Raw genomic sequence first — 22,671 nt, 5'->3', positions numbered from 1 at the left:
TTATCCTTTTAATAATGAAACTCCTTTAGTGGCTATTGCCATTCCTGCTTTTTTCATCTTACTCATGGCTCCTGTATTACCACCGCCCGACGGAATGATATAATTGGCCAGGGTAGGAACACATAATATTCCTACGGCTGTAATTAAAAAACAGACGATGACCAATCCAAATGACATGATCCCACTGCTAGAATAGGTAAGCAGCAAATCCATGTTCTTTATACTGCCGTCTGTATTGATAATCTGATCATATCTCTCAATTTCTGCCTCAAAGGCAAATAGCTGAAGGAGGGTTCCGATTTTTAAAATAATAAATGCCACAAATCCGTAAAGATTGACATTGATGAATCTGGAAACCCATTGAGAAAGAAAACTTGAAAACGCAGGAAAAACTGATAACCCAACCGGTATAGGACCGATAATAATTAAGATGGTCGAAAATATCAGCTGGATAAAAAATATCCCATAGACACATATTCGAAGTATCCATAACCCAATCAATTCCAGCGCGCTCGATATGGCTAATTGTAAACCAACCTGTAATCTGAGATAAAGTTCATAGACAGGACTCATAAGACTTGTTAATCCATCTCCAACCATATCCAGTCCTTCTTCTATTAAAGATTGGTCTCCGGCTTCCTGTTGTTGGATTTCAGCTTGTGCTTTAGCTTGCTCTTCAACAATTCTGTCTACAACCTGCTGCTGTTTTTTAAAACGTACCCATCTTAAAGAATTCAATTCCTGCTGACTCTCAACAAAGCTGCTCTCTGAGACGTCCTGAAGCTTGATTAGAGGAGTACGGAGAATACCGACAAATGATACCCAATTCACAATAACCAGTCCAATGGCGAAGGGTTTTAGCATCGGTACTATTTCCCATTCACGATCTCCGCCTATCATCTGCCATCCTATATTCCCCAGATAGAGTAGTGCGCCTAAACCCGCTACAGCCTGTCCAAATAATATAAATTGTCCATATTCTGCGGTCATAAAGCTGTCGTAAAGCGGTAGGAACTTTTCAGTAAACCAGCCTTCCAATACGCCCTCACCCTGCAGAAAATCCATTGCTTTCTGGTAATATTCATCACTGTGTGTATCCTGTGAGAATGCAAAGCACGGAATGAATAAAAGCATTATTTTCATAATGCTTTTTAAAATCTTTTTTCGTTTCATAATTTTTTTAACTATAAATGCCCCGTCATTACATCCATGAATATCTCTGCATCTCTCCGTTCTTTTGTAATCTTTCCGGGATTTTTTGTTTTGTAACTTTCAAGTTTAACTTCGGCTCTAAACCTGTTCTCTCCCTGCTGGTTTAAGTACGCTAGGTATTTTTTCATTTTTCGCCATTCGATAAGGCAGTCATGGTAGGCAAGAATCCTTTTGCCTCTCGGCATATCTGCACTTTTAGCAAATTTGTATTTGTCCTGAATGACGTTGATCTTTCGCCTGCATTCTCCGATGATGCCGTAATTATTGAATCGTTCCCAGGCTTTCGAAGAAGTAAATCCCCACTGAGATAATGCCGAAGATCCGGTGTCAAAATTATCCAGACTGTTCAGTACATCTTTATAATAAAGCAGATAAAGAGGATCAGCCCCTGAGGTCGCACTGGAATAATGATAGAATTCTTTCAGGTTTTCTTCATATGTTGTCTTTGCTTCTTCCTGAATATCGCTTGTTTTGTCCTGCTGTACCAAGGTTGTTGCATATCTTTGGTTTTGCAATCCCGCCAGTCCTAAAGGTCTGATGTCATTTCCGCCTTTGTAATCACGGTTTCGACTTGGAGCCAGCCAGCCCCATACCATGGCATAGGCATAATTAGTCTGTATGCCCAAAAAGTATTTTGGTTCAGGCTGCCAGTCTCCCCATTGATAAAAGACCTGCCTTTTCTCCTGACCTACAATGTGTTTGTCCTTAACTCTTTTTATGGTCTGTCCCTTTACGAAAGATAAAAGGGGAAGAAATGATAGTATTAATAGTATGTTTTTCATAGATTATAATTTTACCAACCGTTTAAATTCTGGTTATAATTATTAATAATATTTTGGATTAAACCTTTGTCCCGTATATACCAGCTGTTGAAAACACCAATATGACGGAAGTATGGTTTTTTTTCAGCATTCCTCAGGTAATTGATAATGTGAACTGTCCAGCCATTCATAATTTTTATCTCATGCTGTATTTTTGAAAGAATTTTCTGCCGATCGTAGCTGTCCATAAGAAAATCATTTTCTTCATTGAGAACCGATTCGCTTATATTTTCATATGAGTTCATCGCATGCAGATAAAGCTTAGAATAATAATTCATAATCAATACGGCATACTGAGGTTTTTGAGCTGAAAGCTCCAGCATTTTCTCCATGTTTCCAATAAGTTTGGTAAAATCATAGTATATGGCTTCAAGCTGTTTTCCCTGCTTCAGTGCTGAATTGACATTACGAAGCTGATTATATATGTGATTTTTTATGACCACAACCTGCACAGCCTTTTCCTTGATATCATCGTAAGCTTTTCTTTGTTTCTCGTAAGAATTTTGGTAAAGCTTTTCAGAAGCTACTCTTGCAGCCTGGTTGGCCGTTACCTGAGCCTGCAGTTCTAAATTATAATAGAGCTGATAATAGGTTTGTGACTTTGCATTATTCAGTAAAAGCAGAAAAAATACAATTAGAAATGTTTTCATTTTAATAAAGATTTGCATTGTTAATGATATCCTGAATGATTTTCTTGTCCCTGTTCACCCAATTTTGAAGCAGGTTATTACGCAGTTTTATTTTTCTCTTGACATTGATGATTTTCTGAAGGGTAGAGTAGGACTGCTGCCGAAGAGTCTTGATTTCACTTTGAGCAAAATCCAGAAGAATTTTACGTTCGGCCTTTTCCATTTCGTTTATCGTCCCATACGATAAAACTATACCTGCCATCAGCCTGATATACAACTGCAGACTATTTATAAACTCATACTGACCATTGAGTGCGACAGGAATCCAGATTGGGGCATCAGATAATTCAGTATAAATTTTCGACTGTATCTCATAAATCTTATCAATTTCTCTGACGATGTTCACCGATGTCGGAATAGCCTGAACTGCAAACGAAAGGTTGTTAAGCCTTCCACGAATTTTTTCAGTCACATCCCTGTATTTGCTCCATTGTTCCTTATTGGCTGATTCCAGACTTAAATTGGTCAGCTGCTTATTTCTCATTTCTTTCTGCTTCTCATTTTCATCCATTGTTTTTTGAATTTCAGAGTTAATAAGGTAGTAGCAGATATAATTCCCTCCAGTAAGCTGACCTTTAAGTATATTTGAAAAAATCAGAATCAGGAAACAGACTTTAGTTTTTGATAAAGTTTTCATAGTCCCAATGTTCCTGCGTTGTTCAATATTTGCTGAAAAATATGCCTGTCAGTATTGACATACGTCTGAAATGGATTGATAGATTTCCAGAATCCTTTTCTTTTGGCTCTCCTTATCGTCATCTTTACGTTGATCAAATAGACATTCAGCAGACGGGTGTTATTTTCAATATTGTACAGAAGCCTTTTCCGATCTCCTGAAGTTGCAAGATTCAGCTCACCACTTGTCAGCAGATCAGCAACATCAGTATAAATGTCGGTCGCTTTGTTAGTTACCAGCTGTATTGATTTTGTCGCAAATATGCTGTACTCCGGTGCATCCTGCACTTCGTTATATATCCCATCAACATTCGTGATTATTTTGCTAAGGTTGTTGTAAATATTCTGAACTTGAATGCCGTTTTTCAAAGTACCATTTACCTCTTTTAATCCTTTGTACAATTTATTCTGCAGATCGTTGGCCAGAACCATCTGAGTTGAGACAACCGCCTGCGCCTGCTGCAGTTTATTCATCTCGTCGACTGTTTTCTCCTGCTCGCTTTTAATTTGATTGGCATATAAAATCATAGCAGGAGCTGTCAGTACATCTATATAGGGAGTTTGTGTTTTATAAAAACTCATGATAAAGACCATGAGTATGATGCTATATTTTTTCATAAGTCTGATTTTTGCTTTTAATAAATTCCTTTAGCGTTATATCTTGATCTATAAGTAGCCGTTTGATACTTTTGAAGAAATCTTTACTAGGGTTTTGCTTTTTGAATGAATGATAGTATTCGATTAACCCGTTGTCAATAGGTTTTTGGTAAATATTTACCAATGATACCAAGTTTGGTAGACCGTCTTTCAGATGATCAATATCTAGAACAAACTGCTCCAATGCATCCTGATAGTTTCGATATTCATTAACATAGTATTCGAGTGCAGATTTTTCAGGTTTTTCAGTAGTATAAGTCAAATATTGCTGTAGTGAAACTTCATTACCATATACTTCACCTTTGCTGCCCCGTTTAAGATAAAATTCTTTGAACCGGCTTCTACCGCTTTTATTATTTAGATTATTAATGGTGAAAATCTTACTCTGCTCAACCTCATTAAGTGAGAGCAATTTTGCAATCTTATCAAAATTATCGATGAATTTTGTCTGATCGAGAAGTATGAAGGTATCCGAATTATTAATAATACTGTCTTTTACGACAGCATTCCCGATAATATCATCCAGCTCCTGTGTAACAACAACGGCTTCACCCCAGAATTTTCTGACTGTTTTATACAGGTATAAAATATAACTTCCCATTAGTTTACTCGCAATTGCCTTCCAGGCTTCTTCAATAATGAGTGCTTTTCGCCTATCTTTTCTCAGACGCATTTTCTGGATAAACGTATCCATAATAATGAGGGTTACAATAGGAAACAGCTTAGGATTATCTTTAACATTATCAATCTCAAAGACGATAAAGGGCTCATAAAATAATGAGTTGTCTGCATCTTCATTTAAAGTCGTTCCATACCTACCTCCTTTGTAAAAATCAGCCAATACATAAAGGAATGTTCTCAGGTTGAATTCAGCTTCAGAAATTTTGAACTTTTTATTGGAAAGATAAATAGGAAGAAATTTTTCAGAATACTCATAAAAAGTGTTGAAAGAAAGTTCTTCCACGTCTAGCATTTCTTCAAGCTCTACCAGTTTTTTGATGAGTGATTTTCTGAAGGCATTTTCCCACTCCGCACTGTTGATTTTGGGTCTTTCAATTATTTTAGTATTTGAAAGGATCAGTTGGCTTTCATCGTAAGTCTTTCTTTTTTCGGTATTGACCAATGTTTCGTAAGCCTCGTGTATTTTGTCGAATATGGAATCATCAAAATCAGCTTTATCAAGATTTTTATCAGGATGATACTGTACCGCCAATTTTCGAAACGCCTTTTTAATGTCCGAGCTTTCAGCATCCATTGGTATTCCTAAAATTTGATAGTAATTTTCATTTTCACTGTATTGGCTCTCAAATTCATTATAAAGATCATCTTCGTAGATGTTGTATTTACTTAGGTATAGAATCAGCTCACGCGAGGTCTTTTGCTGATACCAATTGGTACCACCTTTGAAAAACTGATGGTAATACGCTAAGAGCAGATTATCAATAATGGATTTTTGTGTGGTGGTCATCGATGAATCTGCACCCTGCCATATCAGAAAAATAAGATTTCCTAGAAACTCAATTTTCTCAATATTAAATTCCGATTGGCTGACTACAAAGGGGTTCATTGTGATTGGCTTCTCTTCGGTGTACTGAATATACTTCCCATTCTTATATTTTGCCGTCCCGCTGTAACTGTCTCCGGTGTCCACAATTACAACATCATAATTGTAGGCTAAATATTGTTCAATGATATTATTCATCAAAAAAGATTTTCCGCTTCCTGACGGTCCAAGAACAAATTTGTTTCGATTATTGATTCTGCCGATCTGCATTGGCAGATCAGCGGTGTCGACCTTTAACGGAACTCCCTGTCTGTCCGTAAATCTCAGGTAAAAACTGGATGGTTCATCTACGGGGTAGCTCTCTTTAAAAAAAAAAGCACAGCGAGGCTTCACTCGTTGTGGTAAACAAATCGTATTCTTTTAGTTCATTGGCATTCCCCGGTAGTGATGCTCGAAACAACTCCAATTGATTGAAAGAATTTTTACTGGAAATTACTCCTTTTTGAAAGAGCTGGTTCTCAATCATCGACTGGATTTTTTCCAAATCCTCAATAGTTGGGCAGCTGGTGACAAGACTGTAATGTGCGTCAACAATAAGCTGACCGTCCTTAGCAATATTATCCAGCAAAATACCTATTTCTTCGGCGCAGATCCTATTCAAAGGTTCATTCTGAAATCCTTCGTGACGATTTTTTTTATTGGCTAAAAATTTAACTCTTTCCGTCTGATCAGGAATGACAATAATTTGGTTGTAAATAATGGTATTGTACAGTTCCAGGTCATTAATAAAAGAAAAATTGTCAACTGCGGTATCTTTGATAGCTCCGTTTCCACCCAACGTTGTGTAAGGGTAAATTTCATTGGGCAGTTCAATATTTTCAACATCTACTAAAGAAATGGTCTTCACATAGGAATTACCAATCTGGAGATTACTGTCAAGTGACCTTATATTGTCAAAAGCTTTTGTTGATCTGCCAAAGTTCATGGAAAGAATAGAGGAGATGTAATACTCAAAATTCTTTTCAAAGAAAAAATGGGGCTCAAAATCATTTTCCTTCAGAAGCATAAAGATTTTTTCTGCTTTGTCTCGCAATTCCTTATACTTTTTATCTGAATATTTGTACTGGTTTTTCTTTTTGCTTTGATCGATCCTGTGGGTAAATACCAGAATGCTATCGATTGTTTTGTAAATTCTTCCCGCAAAATGTTCTGAATATTTTTGCTGTAAATATTCTTCATGTGCTTCCGCCTGGTAGATCTTTTTATCGAAAATGTCCAGCTTCTGAACGATATATCCTTCTCCAATAATACTGATAATATTAAGTAGTATTGAATGATACTTCAGATACAAGGCACGGTCTGCCGAATACTGTGTGACAATATTTTTAATTTGGATGGCAATGATCGGGTTTCCAAATTCACCGATAAGAACATCATAATTAACATTAAATTCTGAACCGTAGTCGTAGCCAATAAATGGCAGACTAAAGCTTTTCTTTTTCATTGTGTGTATTTCCTAACGTTTGTACTTCTGCTTCAGTTTTATTTTTACAGGAATCATAAAAATCTCATTTTTGTTAAGCGTTTTGTTAAAAAGACCTTTGGTTTTCTGTAATCTGAAGACATTCCAAATCAATCCTGCACCAATACCTAAAGCAAGAACTATCCCTATAAAGAATCCTATAACTTTGCTTAGAATGATGCCTAAAACCATTGTGCCGGCAAATGAACCACCGGCATAATAGATATACTTTCCTTTCAGACCTTTAAACACAAGGGGCTTCTTTAGCCCCTTGTATAGAAAGAAACTCTTTTCTTCCATTTCTTATATTCCAAAAAATGCCTGAATTACTGTGGGAACGAGAAGCAGGAAGATACAGGCACCTCCCCAGCCAATCAGTTCTTTATTGACGTCTTGGTCACCATTGTTCCATTTGTTGTAAATTCGGACACCTCCGACAATGCCTACGATCGCACCTATCATTTGAACTAAGTTTGAGACTGGCTCAACGTACTCTTCGATATCCGATGTTGCCGAAGATATAGCTCCGGCGCCTCCTGTCTGAGCAAAAAGTAAATTTGTGCATAATACCAAGATTGCGGAGAACAGCGCTTTTTTAATTTTATGGTGTTTATTAATGCTTGTAATATTATTTTTCATTTGATTTTTAAAATTTTAATTGAACAATAATTGAATTGTTTCATTTGAAACCGTCTGGTAAAAAAAGATTCCAAAGCTCCATAAAGTGCTTTGGAATCGAAACAGATACGGCGTTTTCCGTATCATTGACTGAATGTAATTAAAAAACTAAACTTGATTTGTAAAAACTCTGACCGCTTTCAGAGCCGACAACGATATGTCTTGATGCTTTTTCAAAGAAATTTCGAAACATCTCATCCGAAATAACTGACGGAATTATTTCCTTCTGATGAGGTATTGCCTCCGAATTTTTGCTTCCGATCACTGAACTTAAATTTGAAAGAAATGATTGACGCACTTCTTTTTCATCTTTGCCCTGTTGATTGTCGCCATAGAAGTTTTCAATTTCCCGCTCTTCCTCAAAACGTCGATGGTTAAAAGGTTCGCCGTTTTCTTCGGAGGATAATTCTGTCTCTTCATAATCATAGGAACTTGGTAAGTTTAAATTCTCTACGTCATCTTCATAAATATTTATTATTTCTCCTGGAGTTTCTTCAATAAAGTTCTCAAGGCTGATCAATTCGCCATCATTTTCATTTCTATTTACGATCTGTTTTTTTATAAATAAGTCATAAACTGCAATGCCGGTATAATATAGAATGTATAGTAAACCAGTAATCATTAGGACTTTTCCCATAAATTTTCACTTTTTTAAAATGTTTAAGAAATTTTCATAATCGTCAGATTTTAGAGCGAGATGCACCGCAAAACTTACAAATTCGCTTACAGATATCCCGTCAGCACGAAGGCCCACCAACTTTCTGTAATGATGATCCTGTATCCTTATCATTCTGCTGGTTTTGTCATTACTCTTGTAAGAGTCAACAAATTCATTAATTATGCATAAGGTTTTATCATCAAGTTCGGTTAGATTGGTTGGTTTTTTCTTTGTCCGAGTGTTTTTTGCTGCATCTGCTGTTTTGTGTTTAATGCCCTTTTTCGATAAGACTGCCTCGTCACTCAGAATATTGAGATTCTTTGCTAATTCCTCTTTATCTTCATCGGTCGTATAGCGGTCTAAAATTCCCATAGATGATAAATTAATTCATCGAATGTTTCTTTGACAGCTAACTTTTGTTCATATGTCAGTCCTTTTGTGTTGATGCTAAGCATACATTTTCTGGTTAGAACTGATCCGCCAATTACTTTCCCTATCGTATTGAATTCAGCATCCATTACAGGTTTCAATTCGTAGCTGTCGTCTTTGCGCATATTATTTCTGATGAAATATATTTTTGCCTTGACTTTGATAAGCTTAAGAAGATTGAGAAACAGTACTGTAGACATCATTGTAACACTGGAGTATCCATAAGGAATTATTATGGCATCACTGTATTGTAATACCTGCGTGTAATTATTCTGAATATTTCCGGCGGTATCAAAAAGAATAACCTCCTGACTTTCCTTTAACTGCATTAAAACTTTTTCATTCTGCGTGAGATGAATATTTTCTTCCGAAATTTTCTCTACTTCATAAAGATAATCTGCTTTTAATTCTTTGTCTTCTGACCATTGCCTGTAAAATGAACGCTGAAAATCAAAGTCGATGACATTTACCTTTTTATCGGTAAACATAGAAAGATAGTTGGCAAATGCAATGGCTAAAGTGGTCTTGCCAACTCCGCCCTTCTGATTTGCAAACGTAATAATCATCTCTTTTTTTTCTTTTTTCTTCTTCTATTTTCTAGTTCTTCGCTTGATGGCGGAGAAGCTGCTGAAATATCAAATAGGGAAGTGCGTTTTAACATTTCTTCTAAACTTGATGCTTCTGCAGCTTGCACGCCATTGACAATAGACTGGTGTCCTGGATTTTGAGGATTTAGTAATTGAGATAAATAAAGGTTGTAATAGTAATCTCCGACCAATTCTTTTACGGTAAAGACAACATTGTCAATCTTATTAATGACGAATGCCTCATTTGAGAAACTGACGATCTTTATTTTATCCTGCGAATTATTACTTACTTTCCTTAAGTTTAGGATGTGATCTATTGTTGAATTTCGTGTGTCTTTCCAGATATTATAATTTGTCTTTTTCGATTGTTTCAAAAAAAGCATATAATCCTGGATTTCGCATTTGTACTCTTGTTCCAAATGCTTTTTAAAAACGTTCTTCGTTTCGATTGTCAAATTTGAATTGGCCAGAATGTCAAAGATCTTTTTGTCTAATACTTGGGAGCTGATAATGAATAGGTCACTCATTTTCATTATATCACTGCCTTTGTAAATCGTATTGGTTTTGTGGTCGATGATGGAATAGCCGAAAGGCTGTTTATCATCTTTGAATGAAAGAACAACATCAATCCCAAATTTTTTCTTCAGATGGTATTGAAGCTCTGATTGGTAGGAGGCATGGTTTTTATCCGATACTCTGAAAACCGAGTTGGAAAATACCTCTTTGTATTTTTTGAATAGAGCAAATATCTGTTTTTTTCTTTTCTCGTCAAAACTTTTTTTTGAAAAATTTAAATCATTGACATTTAAAACTTTGATAAAAGCGCCGTTTTTTGTAATATTTAACTTATCATTTTTTTCATAATAGCCGTATCCATTAAGTTCCAGCAGTGTCTTAAACTGATGTAACGTACTATAATTATAATCAATCAATTTTTCTAAATTTTGATGTACGTCAGTACCGTACAACTCTTTAATTGTTTCCTGTAAAGCAGTTTGACTTTTATATTTTTCGAAATCTCTCTCAATACGCTTTGAGCTGTCTTTATTAACCCTTGTACTTACAATATGAATGTGGTTGTTGGCAGTATCATTATGAAAAACAACAATGTACGGTTGTTCACCATAGCCCATTTTATCCATGAATTTATCTGCTGTAAGCGCCAATTGTTCCTTAGAATATTCGCGTCCTTTTGCGGATATTGTAGCGTGAAACTGCGGATTTTTTATTCTTGAATTATTTTTGGAAACTGCTTTCAGATAGTTTTTTATGTCTGGAGCTCCCGAAGAGTGATTAAGATGAGCCGGGAAATTTTTAATTGATAAAAGTTCTCCCTTTCCTTTTTCAATTTTCTTGTCATTATAAATCACACCATTGAACTCACTGGATGATTTGTTTAATATTTTAACAATCATTTTGCAAGTTCAATATAGATTTTTTTGATTATTCTGTTTTGCTCAATTTTCAGACTGTTGAGAATTTCAAGCTTTGAATTATAATCAGATAAAAGGGTAGTGGGTAAGTGCTTGTTGGTGTTGATATGTTTTGCAATCTGATTGATATTATTCTCAATTTTAGAGAATAAATTAACCTGATTTTCGATGAAATTCATGATTTCTTTCCTGTCATTATCAAGTAGCTTTCCTTCGACGCCGCTAATGATATAATCGGAAAGATGAAGGTTGTATTTATTACAGTGATTCAGCCATTTTTCTTTTACTTCGTCATGTAGCCTTAAAGTAATTCGTGCAGTCTTTGATCTGCCTGAGGTTTTTAAATCTTTCATTTGGCAATTTTTTAAAATAGTTAAGGCAATCCTAATTAGGATTCGCACATTTCAATTTGCAAACGAGAAGATTCTTCTCCTGATTAGATCATCAAAATTATGTAAAATTCACTTGAAAATTATAGATTAGTATTTTCGATTTCTATTTACCGTTATTATTTTTTTGCTCTTCTTTCTTTTTTTTGATAAAATCTGTTGGACGCATCCCATTAATTTCATAAAAAAGATCTGAAAAATTCTGACGGGATGCTATACCGCATTTTTCAGCTAATGCTTCAATTGTGTATTTCAAGTAATTTTTATCAGTATTCATTAGATTGGTAATGTAATCAATTCTAAGATTGTTTAGGTAATTTTTAAAATTAACGCCTTTTGATTCGTTGATAAAAGTTGATAAATATGTTGTATTAGTATTGAATTGAGCCGCCAACTGATTTAATGTTAATCCTATTTGAGTATATTCTTGTCTATCCTCAAATGATTTTATTTTTAATAGTAAATCTTGGTAAATCTCCTTACTAATTATCGATGTCTTCTCATCCTCGTAAATGGTATCGGGACTATGTTGATGTAGCATTTTTTCAAGCTGACGATTGTCAAGCTTTATCTGCAGTATCCTGTAATTCAGCATGATCTTCTTATTCTTCCTATATTTAAAAATGTATAGTGTGATAAAAAGCAGCGAAAGACATATAAAAAATATTACCATTAAGGAAGTGAGAAGATTTCTCTTCTCTAAAGCTTCTTTGTTATCTAACAATCGCTTCGTGTCGTATTCTTTGTGAATTCTTGAGGTCAAATAGTAAAACTCTTTTCCTAATAAGCTGTCAACTGATAAGAGCTGTTTAGTGTAGTACAGCTCTTTCTTTGTGTTGTTCAGGTTATTAAAATGGTTTATTAAAATTTCGTAGCTATCACGTGTCTCCGGTAAAACAAAATTTTTATGAACGAAAATTGAATCTACCATCTCAAAATAATGGAGTGCTTTTTCCTTATCAGAATGATAGTAGCTCTTTCCTAAGTAAGAGTAAATTAATGATGCAGTCGCAAAATCATCTACCTTCAATATTTTTGGTAAAGATTTATTTAAGATATCGATTGCATGCTTATAATTTTGACGGTTATATGCTGAAATGCCTTTGCACTTTAAAAAATAACTCTTTTCCAAAGAAAATTCATCAATCCCCTCAATTTCTTTTAGCCCAACATTTATTAAACTATCAGCAGCAGCAAAATTTTTTAGATTTCTCTGACAGATTATTAACTGGTGAAGAGAGTTAAAATATCCCCTTTTATTATTGAAAACTTCATTTGGATGAAGTTGTTTAACTGATTCATTATTAAAAAATTTAATGCATTCTTCGAAATTTTCTTTAGATTCTGAATAATAGCCTAGGTAGCTTTTGACGACTTCCATATGATAGACGACCTTATATTTCAAATACTCGTCTTTAGTATTTTTTAAATAGTTATAAGCTTTTAAATATTCATCTAAAGCCGGATCAAATTTTTTATAGTTAAAGTAATAGATAATCCCTTTTCCCAAATAAGCTAAACCTATCAAATCTTTATCTCGTGATTTTAAAGCGGCATAGATCATACTATCGGAATATACTAATTTTTGCTTTTCATTTTTAGTAAAGAAAACGGCATCCCGATATCCTTGGGTTAAATGTTCAAAATCATTTTCATTTTTCGATTTTTGAATATAAGTCTTTACATAAGGAATTGCTCTTTTATCATTTTTAGGAAGATTCTCATAATTTTTTCGGATAATCTCATATTCGCTCATCTTCTGCGCATTTAACAGCAGAAAAAAGGGGAATAATATCAAAATGAATGAAAATCCTTTAAGCATGGTTAGTAGGCTTCAATTAAGAACCGCCAAATTTATGTAAAATCTCCATAAAACAGGGCTTTTCCCAATATTCTATTAAGATATTTAATTATTATTAAAAACAATTGATAATGAAGCGGTTTCATTGTTTTTTGTTGTCGTGCTTTATAAAACACGACGTCGTGCTTTGTAAAGCACACCCACATATGCTTGTTTGGACGGTCTTTTCGACAATACCTTTGACTCCAAGAATTCTGAGAAAAACCGGCCGGGATAATCCTTAATAAATTTTACTATTATGAAAAAAGTTATCCCATTTTTAATTCTTATTGTGGGTTTATGTGCGCAAAGTTGCAGACAAGTTGATGAGCAAGTAGATAATGATTTTGCACTATCTAGAGTTGCAAAGGAAAGTAATAAAACATCTGATTCAACTAGAATGAAAATTGAATTAGAAAAAGATCCCCCTGTAAAGGATGGTCAAGATTGGAAACACTAAATGAAATGATATAAAGATTCCCTATACCTCAAAAATATAATATCCAGCCAACGACGTTAGATCGGGTATAGGGAAATCTTTCAAAAATTGACGAAGAAGATAATAATGAAAGGGCAGATTTTGATTTTAAAGTTTTTTAATAAATTTTTTAGCCATGAAAAAATCAGTCTTCCTTCAAGTGCCGCTAATAACGGCCTGTTTTTTTATTCTTTTATTCTGCTACGCTAGCGCAAGCAAAATAATGGATTTTGGAAATTTCCAGGTTCAGATCGCACAATCACCACTTTTAAGTGCTTATGCTGGATTTATTTCTTATGCAACAATAATTGTTGAGCTTCTTATTGTAGTTACTCTTATAGTTCCCAAATTTCGATTAATTGGGCTTTATAGCTCTATGGGAATTATGATAGCCTTTACAATCTATATTTATCTTATCCTAAATTTTAGCGACTTTGTTCCCTGTTCTTGCGGCGGGATACTTGAGAAAATGGATTGGACAGAACATCTATTATTTAATCTTGGATGTATTTTACTTTCTTTTATTTCCGTAATTCTAGTTGAGGTTATTAATAGACAAAAATTCATCATCTATTTTGTGAAAATTTTTGTAGTCTTTGTCGCGAGTACTTCTCTTGTTGTTTATCTATTTTATTCTTCAGAATACATTATAAAAAAAGAGAATAATTTTGTTAGAAGATTTCTAATACATCCAGTACTAGAAGATAAATCAATAGATTTAAAGCTGGATTCATACTATATTGCAGGCTCAGATAGTAAAAAAATATATCTTGGAAATATAACAGCTCCATTATTATTTTCTGAAATTAATTATGATTTATCAAATTTAAGCCAACAAAGGATAGAGCTGGATGAGAAAGACTATTCCTTTAAAAATCTATGGCTTCAGACCTTTAAAAACGATTATTTTCTTTACGATGGAAGTGTCCCAATAATTTACAGAGGTAAAATTGGTGACCAATATGCAGAAACAATAAGTTATCAGAACGCATACTTTACTCAATTATCCGTTTTAGATTCGGCTAGATTTGCACTAAGAACGCAGAGTAAAAGTACACAGCAATACACTTTGGGTAGCCTTGATTTAAATCGAAATCCAAAAGTTGTATTGAATCCAGATATTCTTCAAAAACAAATTGACGGAGTATTTGACAGTGACGGAAAATTGTTGCTCAACCAAAATTTTAAAAATCTTATATACATATATAATTACAGAAATGAATATATGATCATGGATGAGGATCTTGAATTGAAATCTCGCTTAAAAACAATTGACACCATAAGCCGAGCTAGATTTAATGTGGTTAAAATTCCAGACGGTCGACATAAAATGAATGTTCCAAGTTTAAAAAACAATCAAAATCCTACAACTAATCAAAACCTCCTTTTTGTGGAATCAAAGCTTATTGGCAAGTATGAGTCTAAGAAAGCATGGAAGAAAAATTCAATCATTGATATCTACAGGATTGACCGACAGGAATATGTAGGAAGCTTTTATATTCCTAAAAAGGATGATAAAGCGCTAACACAGATGTATGCAACCGACATGTATCTTTTTGTTTTAATTGACAAAGAATTGAAAAGATACAAGTTTACTAGACTGATTCTTAATTTATATGAAAAGGGGAATGCCGAAAACCTAAAATAGAGTAGGCAATAATTCAAATTTCTTTAATATGAAAAAATTAATGATTCCTGTAGTCACAGTATTACTTGGCACAGGCGCAGCATTTGCAACTAGTGCTGCAAAAAGCAATTCAGCAAAAGCAATTGTTGACGCTTACAGAATTGATGCCGTTACTGGCGAATGTCTAAACGCACAACAACAGTGTAACACAGTGGGCACAGCCCCATGTGTTTGGTCGGGCGACAGCAGTTCGTCTTTGCACGAGAAAATTTCGGACAACCCGACAATGTGCGGAGAGGAACTTTTCAGACTGCAGTAAAAAAGGGATGCTATAAAGCATCCTTTTTCATTTGTTTGTTAATCCAATCTATGTTTGTTTTATCTTTTAAAAAATAATCCCACCATTCTAATGTTCGATAATAAAGATCTTTTCTATCCTCTGAATTAAAACTTGGATTATGCCCCTGATTTGGATAAAACAGAGCTATAACATCTTTATTATTCCTTTTTAACCCAATATAAAATTCCATGACCTGATCCCATTTTATGTTTTCGTCTTTTTTACCAGCCCATAAAAGAATGGGCGCATTCACTTTCTCAACATTATAAATGGGGTTGTTGTCAAAGTACAATTTTTTGTTTTCACTGAAAGGAAATTTCAATTCATATTGTCCATTTTCATATTGCCAGTAAAATGGGCTGTGGAAATTATAATTGTAAGAAAAATAGGAACGTACAATATCACTATTACCAGCACCAGATAAATACGCTGCAAAACGGTTTGAATGTGTAGCAATAAAGTTTGTCTCATATCCCCCATGGGAATGCCCTGTTAATCCGATTTTCGACTGATCAATATACGGTCTGTTCTGAATTGTATCCAATGCTTTATTGACGCAGTCTAATGCTGAAAGACCTGTTCCTTTTGGACCAAATACAATATCGGGTAAATAAACGAAATAGCCTTGGTCAAGTAAAGTTCTCAAATCAAAAGAAGCAGGATTATTATAGCCTATAATATCATATTGATTTGCCGAATCATTCTGAATTTGATAAATTCTTACAATCATAGGATATTTTTTTTTAGGCTCAAAGTTAGTTGGGTAATATAAAATACCCTTCAACTTCTGATAATCCGAATTAATATAATTTATTATTTCAATTTTAAGATTCTTTACTGCAGCATCTCGATTTTCATTGGTTAAAAGAATTATTGGTTCTTTTTTATGATCATCAACGTAATATAAAGACATCGGTTTGTTGTAATTTTCTAATGTATAAGCAAAAAAATTTGCGTTTCTGTTGTAGTAGAAATCTCTAATATAATTTTCTGAGGATTTTATTATTGATTTTAAATCTTTATTTACAATGGTATAATATGACGTTTTGTTTTCTTCGTCATCTCTGACTTTTATTAAAACTGAATTATCATTCTTTAGGTACGATCTGTAAATCTTGAAATAGCTCCCAATTAATGGTAGACTCTCTTTATTCAAAATTTTAACTTTTTTACTTAGATTTTCGCTAATTTTGATCAGTCTATCCTTCTGAATATTATAAACGAAAATACCTTTTTGAGAATCAAAGTAAATTAATGACGCGTCTTTACTAAAAACAGGATTTTGCAGACTGTGATCTTGAATATATCCTTTTTTCATCGTAGAAAGATTACATAACACCCATTTATCCTGCAAGTCTCTGTAAATACTAAATTCTCCATCTTTGGATAGAGTGAAATATGCACTTTTTACAATATCAAAGGGTTTGGCTGTATTATTCTGAGTATCTAAAATCTGTAAATCAATATTTTGATTATCTACTGTATAATTTTGAAGTTTTCCTCTTTTAAAAGCGAAAAGATATTTATCACTGCCAGATAAAAAAATCTTTTTCGAATCTTTATTATCAATTGCGCTTACATGATTATTGTTTGTAATTATCCAATATTTGTCAATTGGATCAAAACCAGTGTCATGCTTGCTTAAATCACCATCATTTCCATACCATATTTCGACATTTTTGTTTTTTGGTATCTTCGTTTGGCCATTTACAAAATACTTTCCTTCTTCATTCATTTCACTAACTACAATGTAATCTCCAGTATCTATATCTTGTAAAATTGGTTTTGAGATATTGCCAGATTTGATATCTAATAAAACTAAACTTTCCGTTTTATCAGTACTGTTTTGTTCAATTATATAAAGTGTTTTCTTTGAATCACTTATTTCAATTCTCTTGATAAGCACAGGGCTCTCGTAGATCTTTTTTTTATTTTGGGAAGAAGTGTCGTAGATTTCGTATTTATTTTCACCCTTTCTTACGACAAAAATTTTACTTACATTATCTTTCGTAATATTGACTACACTATCTATTTCGTAGTATGATGCCCCTTTGTTATTATAGACAGACAATTTATCGGCAGTGTTTAGTAATGCAAAAGTTCCTGTGTCTGAAGACGCAAAAACTCTTTTAATATTGTCAAAAACCTTCTGTCTTCTATCATTCAGACTAACTAAGACAGCTTTATCTTTTGCCAATGCTACCACAGCTTCTTCTTGTAAAAAAATTGGAATATCTAAGGTTTTCGTTAACAGATGAGGTTTTTGAATTTTATTCTTTGTTGAAAAAATTTCAATAGTATCTTTGTTAATATCATAATGTTTTCCTGCTATAACCCAGTTTCCCTTTGGAGACATCGCAAGAATTTTTATTCGATATTGCTGAGCCATTTTTTTTTCTAATGTGCCTCTCAACGTTTGACCTTGACAAAAAGAAATCCCTACAAGTAACAGTAAAATTATTATATTTTTAAATGATCTCATTAGTAACCTGGATTTTGGGGATTTAAATTTGAATTTAGTTCAAGATCTTTTTGAGGAATTGGCCACAGTTGATGATTAGTCTGCCAATTAGGTTTTGAGGAAATAAGAGAATTTAAATTGTTATTCCTTTTGAGATCAAAGAAACGATGCCCCATCTCTGTAAAGAATTCTCTACGGTTCTCACTTGCGATTTCAGTAATTAAATCAGACTGTGAAATGCCTGAAGTTACCGCCGAAAGTCCAGCACGTTGTCTTGTAGCATTTAAATATAGCAGTGCTTCATTGAGTTTGTTTTGTTTTGCCAAGCTTTCGGATAATAGTAGGTAAACTTCTTCAAGCCTGAAAACAATGGAGTACTCTGTGGTATTATTTGAGCGATTTTTATATTTATCGGCTCTATACCAAGTGTTTGCGCCCACAGTAATTACTGCCATCCAGTTCGATTTTCTGAAATCCGATGATGCAAAGGAGGACATAAGAGATGTCGATAGTGCGTAGCTCGAAGGTGCTGCACCTGTGAAATAATATAAACTTGCCTCTTTTGTTGCATCTCCTGAATTTTTAGGTTTTAATTGCCACAAAATATGTTTTCCTGACTTTTGAAAGACTTTAGCAATGTCAGTTTCGAAAGTATAAAGAGAACTTTGAGCTATTGATTTTAATTTAGCTTCCGCATCGGCTGGTCTCTGCTCTGCAAAATATACCTTTGCCATCATCAGTTCTGCAACTTTACGATTGACAAAAATTCTTTCGGAGTTACTGTATTCGTCTGCTAATAATATATAACATTCGTTCAAATCGTTTTCAAGTCGAACAAGAACATCATCAGAACTCAATTTTGATGAGGTGTTGTTAGCAGTGTAATCAGTTGTAGTTAAATAAGGAATATCTCCATATATTTGCTGTAAATAGAAATATAAAATACAGCGTATCAGTAATGCTTCACCTTTCATTCTTCTTTTGTCTGTGTTTGAAATTCCTGATGATTTTTCAAGACCTTCTAAGATAGAATTGGAGAAATAGATTTGTTGATATGTATTTGACCACAGTGAATAAACTGCAGCATTGCTGGAAATGAGTTGATTTTGTGAAATTTCATAGATTCCATTTGTTGCGGTAGTTGCATAACAAGTGAGATCATCTGTATAATTGCTCAAAAATAATCCCATCTTATCACCTGCCAGTAGAGAATTATCTCGTAAACTCGAATATAATGCCGATAATGCGGAATTTGCTGTTTGAGTGTCCTGAAAAACATTGTTTTTATCAATTTGATTTTCCGGTACATCAACTTCCAGCATCTCTTCACAAGAAATCAGATTGAGTAGTAATAGTGAGAATAATAATATAGTAATGTTTGTAATTGTTTTCATTTCAAATTTTTTAAAGATTGAACTGTAACCCAAAAGAGTATGTTTTCAGAGGTGGCAGATAGCCCAGTGCTAAAAACTCAGGATCAACACCAAAATATTTGGTTACCGTGAGAAGATTTTGTCCTTGAATGTATATTTTGACATTTCTGAAGACGCTGTTTTTTAATGGAATCTGATATCCCAATTGTACATTTTTTAATCTGATAAATGATGCGTCCGACACTGATGCTGTACTGTTTTGAAAAAATGTGTGAAGCGTGTTTACTCCGGAAGTATATGGCATATATGTACCAGTAGGGTTGTCCGTTGACCAGACATCTAAAACTTCGACTGGCTGATTATTCATACTGCCAGGAACAGTTATAATACTGTTGTAATTTCTGTTTTTTTGCTTAACGAACTGAAACAAAAATGAAACGTCCCAATTTTTATATCTGAAACTGTTCGACCACCCACCGAAGAACTTTACACTTATGTCCTGAGCAACTTTGTTATCTTCAGGTGAAGATATCTTTCCATCTCCATTGAAATCAGTAAAACTGTATTTTCCTGTTTTAGGATCGATACCTTCAAGTTGATACAATTTGATAATTGAAGTAGATTGCCCAATGATAAATTGATTGGCATACGTTGAACCTTCCAGTCCCGGAAATGAAACTAATTTGTTTGTTGGAAAACTAATGTTGAAATTAGTATCCCATTTAAGAGACCCTGTTTTTAGTGGCTGAGCTGCCAACTCAAATTCCCATCCTTTGTTTTCGACCGTAGCATCAAGATTTGCCAATACACTTGTAAAGCCAGTGATTGAAGGCAGCTGGTAGCCCACCAATTGATTTGAAGAAAGATTTCTATACCAAGCTGTCGTAATATTAATATGGTCTTTGAAGAGCCCAAGTTCTAAAGCAACTTCTAGCTTTTTAGTTTTTTCCCAACTATAGTTACCATTATAGAGTCTTGACGGAATCAATCCTGTAACTGAATTATAGATATATGATGATGAGACAGTATAAGTATCTAAATATTGATAGTCTCCAATGTTGTCACTACCTGCAGTACCATAACTTCCGCGAAGCTTTCCAAAACTTAACCATTCTAGATTTTCGGCAAATTTTTCTTTTTTAAATAACCAAGCTCCTCCAACTGCTGCAAAATTGGCAAACTTTTTATTTGGACCAAAGCGACTGCTTCCATCACGTCTGCCAGTCAGATTAATTATATATTTATTTAAATATTGATAATTAAGCCTCCCAAAAAATGCAGCGTATCTGTATTCATTTGTGATTTGGTCTGAAACTGTTTTTGTTCTTGCAGCACCGATATTTGTTATAAAAGCATTACTTTCAAAGCCTACACCTACAATTGACCCTTGTTCGTTTGTCTCTCTTTGAAATGTTCCTCCCGCCAAAGCATCGATTTTATGATGTTCAGATTGGTAATTCCAGTTAATTTGTGGTTCAATGATGAAAGAAAATCTGTCCTGATTATTCTTAGATGCTGTCGAAGTTGCGCTTGACTGACCCGCAGCATAAGCCGGATTATAAATTGTATTGGGCTGTAACGAAAGTTCTTCAAATGTCTGGTAGTTAAATCCACCATTAAGCTTTAGCAATAAGTTTTTATAAACCTCATACTGTGTTGTAATACTATTAAGAAATTGCTTGTTTTCATTTGTATAGGTGCTATTGTAGGCTGCCACAGGATTGGCAAATGTATTATTCTGCCAGTTTAATCCACCTTCAGAATTGTAAAGCTCAGGTGCATTTGGAACTAAATTGTACGCCTGCCTCGTAATATCTGTTCTAATGACATTGTTTTTCTGAATTGAAAAACTATTGGCAATATTCATCTGAAATTTATTGTCTGCAGATCGATGCGAGATATGGCTGGAAATGTTTTTGCTTTTGTATTTAAAGTCTTCCCCAAAAACAGTGGTCTGCTCATTATTTGAAAGGCTCAATAAAAAATTGGTTGTTTCTCCACCGCCATTTAATGATAATTGTGTGTTTGACAAAGCTGCTGTGTTCCCAACTAATTTATCCGGCCAGTTTGTATATCTATCTTGATTCCAAGTTCCATTGATATCATAAGCCGTTGCAGGATAAGTACTGATTCCATCATTTTCAAATGCTTTTTTTCTCATAGATAAATATTCTGATGTATTAATCAAATTGAGATTAGAAATCACTGTACTTAATCCATAGGATGTATTAAAATTTAAATTCAGTCGTTTTGACTTTCCTCTTTTAGTAGTTACCAAAACAACACCATTAGCACCACGGGAGCCATATATTGCTGTTGCATCAGCATCTTTTAAAATTTCAATTTTTTCAATGTCGTTTGGATTGATGCTGTTGAGAGGATTAAGACTTCTTCCGGGTAGAATAACAGTCGAATAGAGTGATGTCATTTCTCCACCCATCGGAACACCATCGATCACATAAAGTGGCTGATTTCCATCAATTGTGCTGTTGTCCTTGTTTCTTAAACTGTTTCTACCTCTTATTTGAATATCATAACCACCTCCGGGAACTCCTGAATTTTGAGTGATAGTAACACCCGCAAGTCGTCCCTGAACACTAGATAGAACATTAGTCACAGGCTGATTTTCTATATCCTTCGCTGAAACTTTTGCAATACTACCGGTACTTTCTTTCTCTTTTACTTTATAATATCCGGCATTGACAACAACTTCTTCAATGCCCTGTACTTTCTGATCTAATGAAAGATTAATAACAGCTTTACCATTTACGGTAATTCTTTTTTCTGCATACTCAGGATGTCGGAAAATTATGATGGGATTTTCACCGTTTATTTGTAAGATGTAAAATCCTTTCGAATTGGTCTGTGTAACTTGATCACTGCCTTCCTGAGATACATTGACTCCAGAAAGTGGTGTCTGATTCTCGCCGACAGTAACTGTTCCGGTCACTGTCTTGGTTTGTGCTTTTGCATTACTGCATAATGCAGTTAACAAAAAGACAATACCAATGCTTCCTATTTTAGAATAGGATTTTTTCATAGTTTTGTATGGGTTTTTTGATTAAACTCCTTGATAAACCTAGCTCTTTCCTGAAGTCTGCAAACTGAATAGGGAAGGGCTTTCTTATTTATAAGGATTATTTTTTATTTCATTTTTTAGTTATTATTACTTCTGGATTCAGGTATTTGAAAACAAAACTTTCTTAGTGCCTTTTGGATAGGGGATAGTCGTTAGTTAACCGCAAGGCACCTAAAAGCCATTTAATATGAATGAAATTGTGTCCCGAGAAAGCTTTAA

The 22,671-nt window shown here is 34.1% G+C and carries 19 protein-coding genes and 1 pseudogene; 3 read left to right on the top strand and 17 right to left on the bottom strand.

Annotated features, from left to right (window positions below; genetic code table 11):
* From K319_RS20270 to K319_RS0111295, 14 genes and pseudogenes are all read right to left on the bottom strand, one after another.
* Positions 1–1,173 carry a hypothetical protein gene (locus tag K319_RS20270; RefSeq protein ID WP_002977314.1) on the bottom strand — a complete coding sequence of 391 codons (1,173 nt, stop codon included), beginning with the start codon at positions 1,171–1,173 and terminating at the stop codon, positions 1–3.
* 11 nt (positions 1,174–1,184) lie between these two features.
* Positions 1,185–1,994, bottom strand: coding sequence for a hypothetical protein (locus K319_RS20265; RefSeq protein WP_002977315.1), 810 nt, complete (start codon positions 1,992–1,994; stop codon positions 1,185–1,187).
* 11 nt (positions 1,995–2,005) lie between these two features.
* The gene (locus tag K319_RS0111350; RefSeq protein ID WP_050791097.1) at positions 2,006–2,683 is read right to left on the bottom strand and encodes a hypothetical protein; all 678 of its coding nucleotides are present in this window, start codon (positions 2,681–2,683) and stop codon (positions 2,006–2,008) included.
* A 1-nt stretch (position 2,684) separates the two neighbouring features.
* Complete coding sequence (locus K319_RS20260; RefSeq protein WP_002977317.1) at positions 2,685–3,359, bottom strand: hypothetical protein; 675 nt, start codon at positions 3,357–3,359, stop codon at positions 2,685–2,687.
* Positions 3,356–4,015 (bottom strand): hypothetical protein, encoded by a 660-nt coding sequence (locus K319_RS0111340; protein ID WP_027383743.1) that lies wholly within the window; start codon positions 4,013–4,015, stop codon positions 3,356–3,358. The genes K319_RS20260 and K319_RS0111340 overlap by 4 nt, the downstream gene beginning before the upstream one ends.
* Positions 4,002–7,062 (bottom strand): annotated as a pseudogene (locus tag K319_RS20255) (TraG family conjugative transposon ATPase). Before K319_RS20255 ends, K319_RS0111340 begins: the two are co-directional and overlap by 14 nt.
* A 12-nt stretch (positions 7,063–7,074) precedes the next feature.
* Positions 7,075–7,380 carry a DUF4133 domain-containing protein gene (locus K319_RS0111330; RefSeq protein ID WP_002977321.1) on the bottom strand — a complete coding sequence of 102 codons (306 nt, stop codon included), beginning with the start codon at positions 7,378–7,380 and terminating at the stop codon, positions 7,075–7,077.
* A 3-nt stretch (positions 7,381–7,383) separates the two neighbouring features.
* A complete protein-coding gene (locus K319_RS0111325) occupies positions 7,384–7,719 on the bottom strand; it encodes a DUF4134 domain-containing protein (RefSeq protein ID WP_002977322.1) in 336 nt (111 codons plus the stop codon).
* Positions 7,720–7,858: 139 nt separating this feature from the next.
* Positions 7,859–8,395, bottom strand: a complete 537-nt coding sequence (locus K319_RS0111320) for a hypothetical protein (RefSeq protein ID WP_002977323.1) — start codon at positions 8,393–8,395, stop codon at positions 7,859–7,861.
* A gap of 6 nt (positions 8,396–8,401) precedes the next feature.
* Complete coding sequence (locus K319_RS0111315; RefSeq protein ID WP_002977324.1) at positions 8,402–8,788, bottom strand: hypothetical protein; 387 nt, start codon at positions 8,786–8,788, stop codon at positions 8,402–8,404.
* Positions 8,776–9,411 (bottom strand): ParA family protein, encoded by a 636-nt coding sequence (locus K319_RS0111310; protein ID WP_002977325.1) that lies wholly within the window; start codon positions 9,409–9,411, stop codon positions 8,776–8,778. Before K319_RS0111310 ends, K319_RS0111315 begins: the two co-directional genes overlap by 13 nt.
* Positions 9,408–10,847, bottom strand: coding sequence for a relaxase/mobilization nuclease domain-containing protein (locus tag K319_RS0111305; RefSeq protein WP_002977326.1), 1,440 nt, complete (start codon positions 10,845–10,847; stop codon positions 9,408–9,410). The genes K319_RS0111310 and K319_RS0111305 overlap by 4 nt, the downstream gene beginning before the upstream one ends.
* Complete coding sequence (locus K319_RS0111300; protein ID WP_002977327.1) at positions 10,844–11,218, bottom strand: hypothetical protein; 375 nt, start codon at positions 11,216–11,218, stop codon at positions 10,844–10,846. Before K319_RS0111300 ends, K319_RS0111305 begins: the two co-directional genes overlap by 4 nt.
* Before the next feature lie 142 nt (positions 11,219–11,360).
* Complete coding sequence (locus K319_RS0111295) at positions 11,361–13,010, bottom strand: helix-turn-helix domain-containing protein (protein WP_169712666.1); 1,650 nt, start codon at positions 13,008–13,010, stop codon at positions 11,361–11,363.
* A 343-nt stretch (positions 13,011–13,353) separates the two neighbouring features.
* Between K319_RS0111295 and K319_RS0111290 the strand changes: the two genes are divergently transcribed.
* The 3 genes from K319_RS0111290 (at position 13,354) to K319_RS0111280 (ending at position 15,518) form a co-directional block, all read left to right on the top strand.
* Positions 13,354–13,554 (top strand): hypothetical protein, encoded by a 201-nt coding sequence (locus K319_RS0111290; RefSeq protein WP_002977329.1) that lies wholly within the window; start codon positions 13,354–13,356, stop codon positions 13,552–13,554.
* Positions 13,555–13,708: 154 nt separating this feature from the next.
* Positions 13,709–15,220 (top strand): MauE/DoxX family redox-associated membrane protein, encoded by a 1,512-nt coding sequence (locus K319_RS0111285; protein ID WP_002977330.1) that lies wholly within the window; start codon positions 13,709–13,711, stop codon positions 15,218–15,220.
* 40 nt (positions 15,221–15,260) lie between these two features.
* A complete protein-coding gene (locus K319_RS0111280) occupies positions 15,261–15,518 on the top strand; it encodes a DUF6520 family protein (protein ID WP_235696104.1) in 258 nt (85 codons plus the stop codon).
* A 10-nt stretch (positions 15,519–15,528) separates the two neighbouring features.
* Here K319_RS0111280 and K319_RS0111275 read toward each other — a convergent pair whose 3' ends face one another.
* From K319_RS0111275 to K319_RS0111265, 3 genes are read right to left on the bottom strand one after another with little or no spacing between them, the layout of a single operon-like run.
* The gene (locus K319_RS0111275; RefSeq protein ID WP_002977332.1) at positions 15,529–18,021 is read right to left on the bottom strand and encodes an alpha/beta hydrolase family protein; all 2,493 of its coding nucleotides are present in this window, start codon (positions 18,019–18,021) and stop codon (positions 15,529–15,531) included.
* Positions 18,021–19,394 carry a RagB/SusD family nutrient uptake outer membrane protein gene (locus K319_RS0111270; protein ID WP_027383741.1) on the bottom strand — a complete coding sequence of 458 codons (1,374 nt, stop codon included), beginning with the start codon at positions 19,392–19,394 and terminating at the stop codon, positions 18,021–18,023. Before K319_RS0111270 ends, K319_RS0111275 begins: the two co-directional genes overlap by 1 nt.
* A 10-nt stretch (positions 19,395–19,404) precedes the next feature.
* Positions 19,405–22,413 (bottom strand): SusC/RagA family TonB-linked outer membrane protein, encoded by a 3,009-nt coding sequence (locus K319_RS0111265; protein WP_002977334.1) that lies wholly within the window; start codon positions 22,411–22,413, stop codon positions 19,405–19,407.
* Positions 22,414–22,671 lie beyond the last annotated feature (258 nt).

The sequence above is a fragment of the Epilithonimonas caeni DSM 17710 genome (assembly GCF_000426465.1).
GTDB lineage: Bacteria > Bacteroidota > Bacteroidia > Flavobacteriales > Weeksellaceae > Epilithonimonas > Epilithonimonas caeni.
Note: the sequence above shows the minus strand (reverse complement) of the source record. Positions and strands in the feature narration are given on the sequence as shown.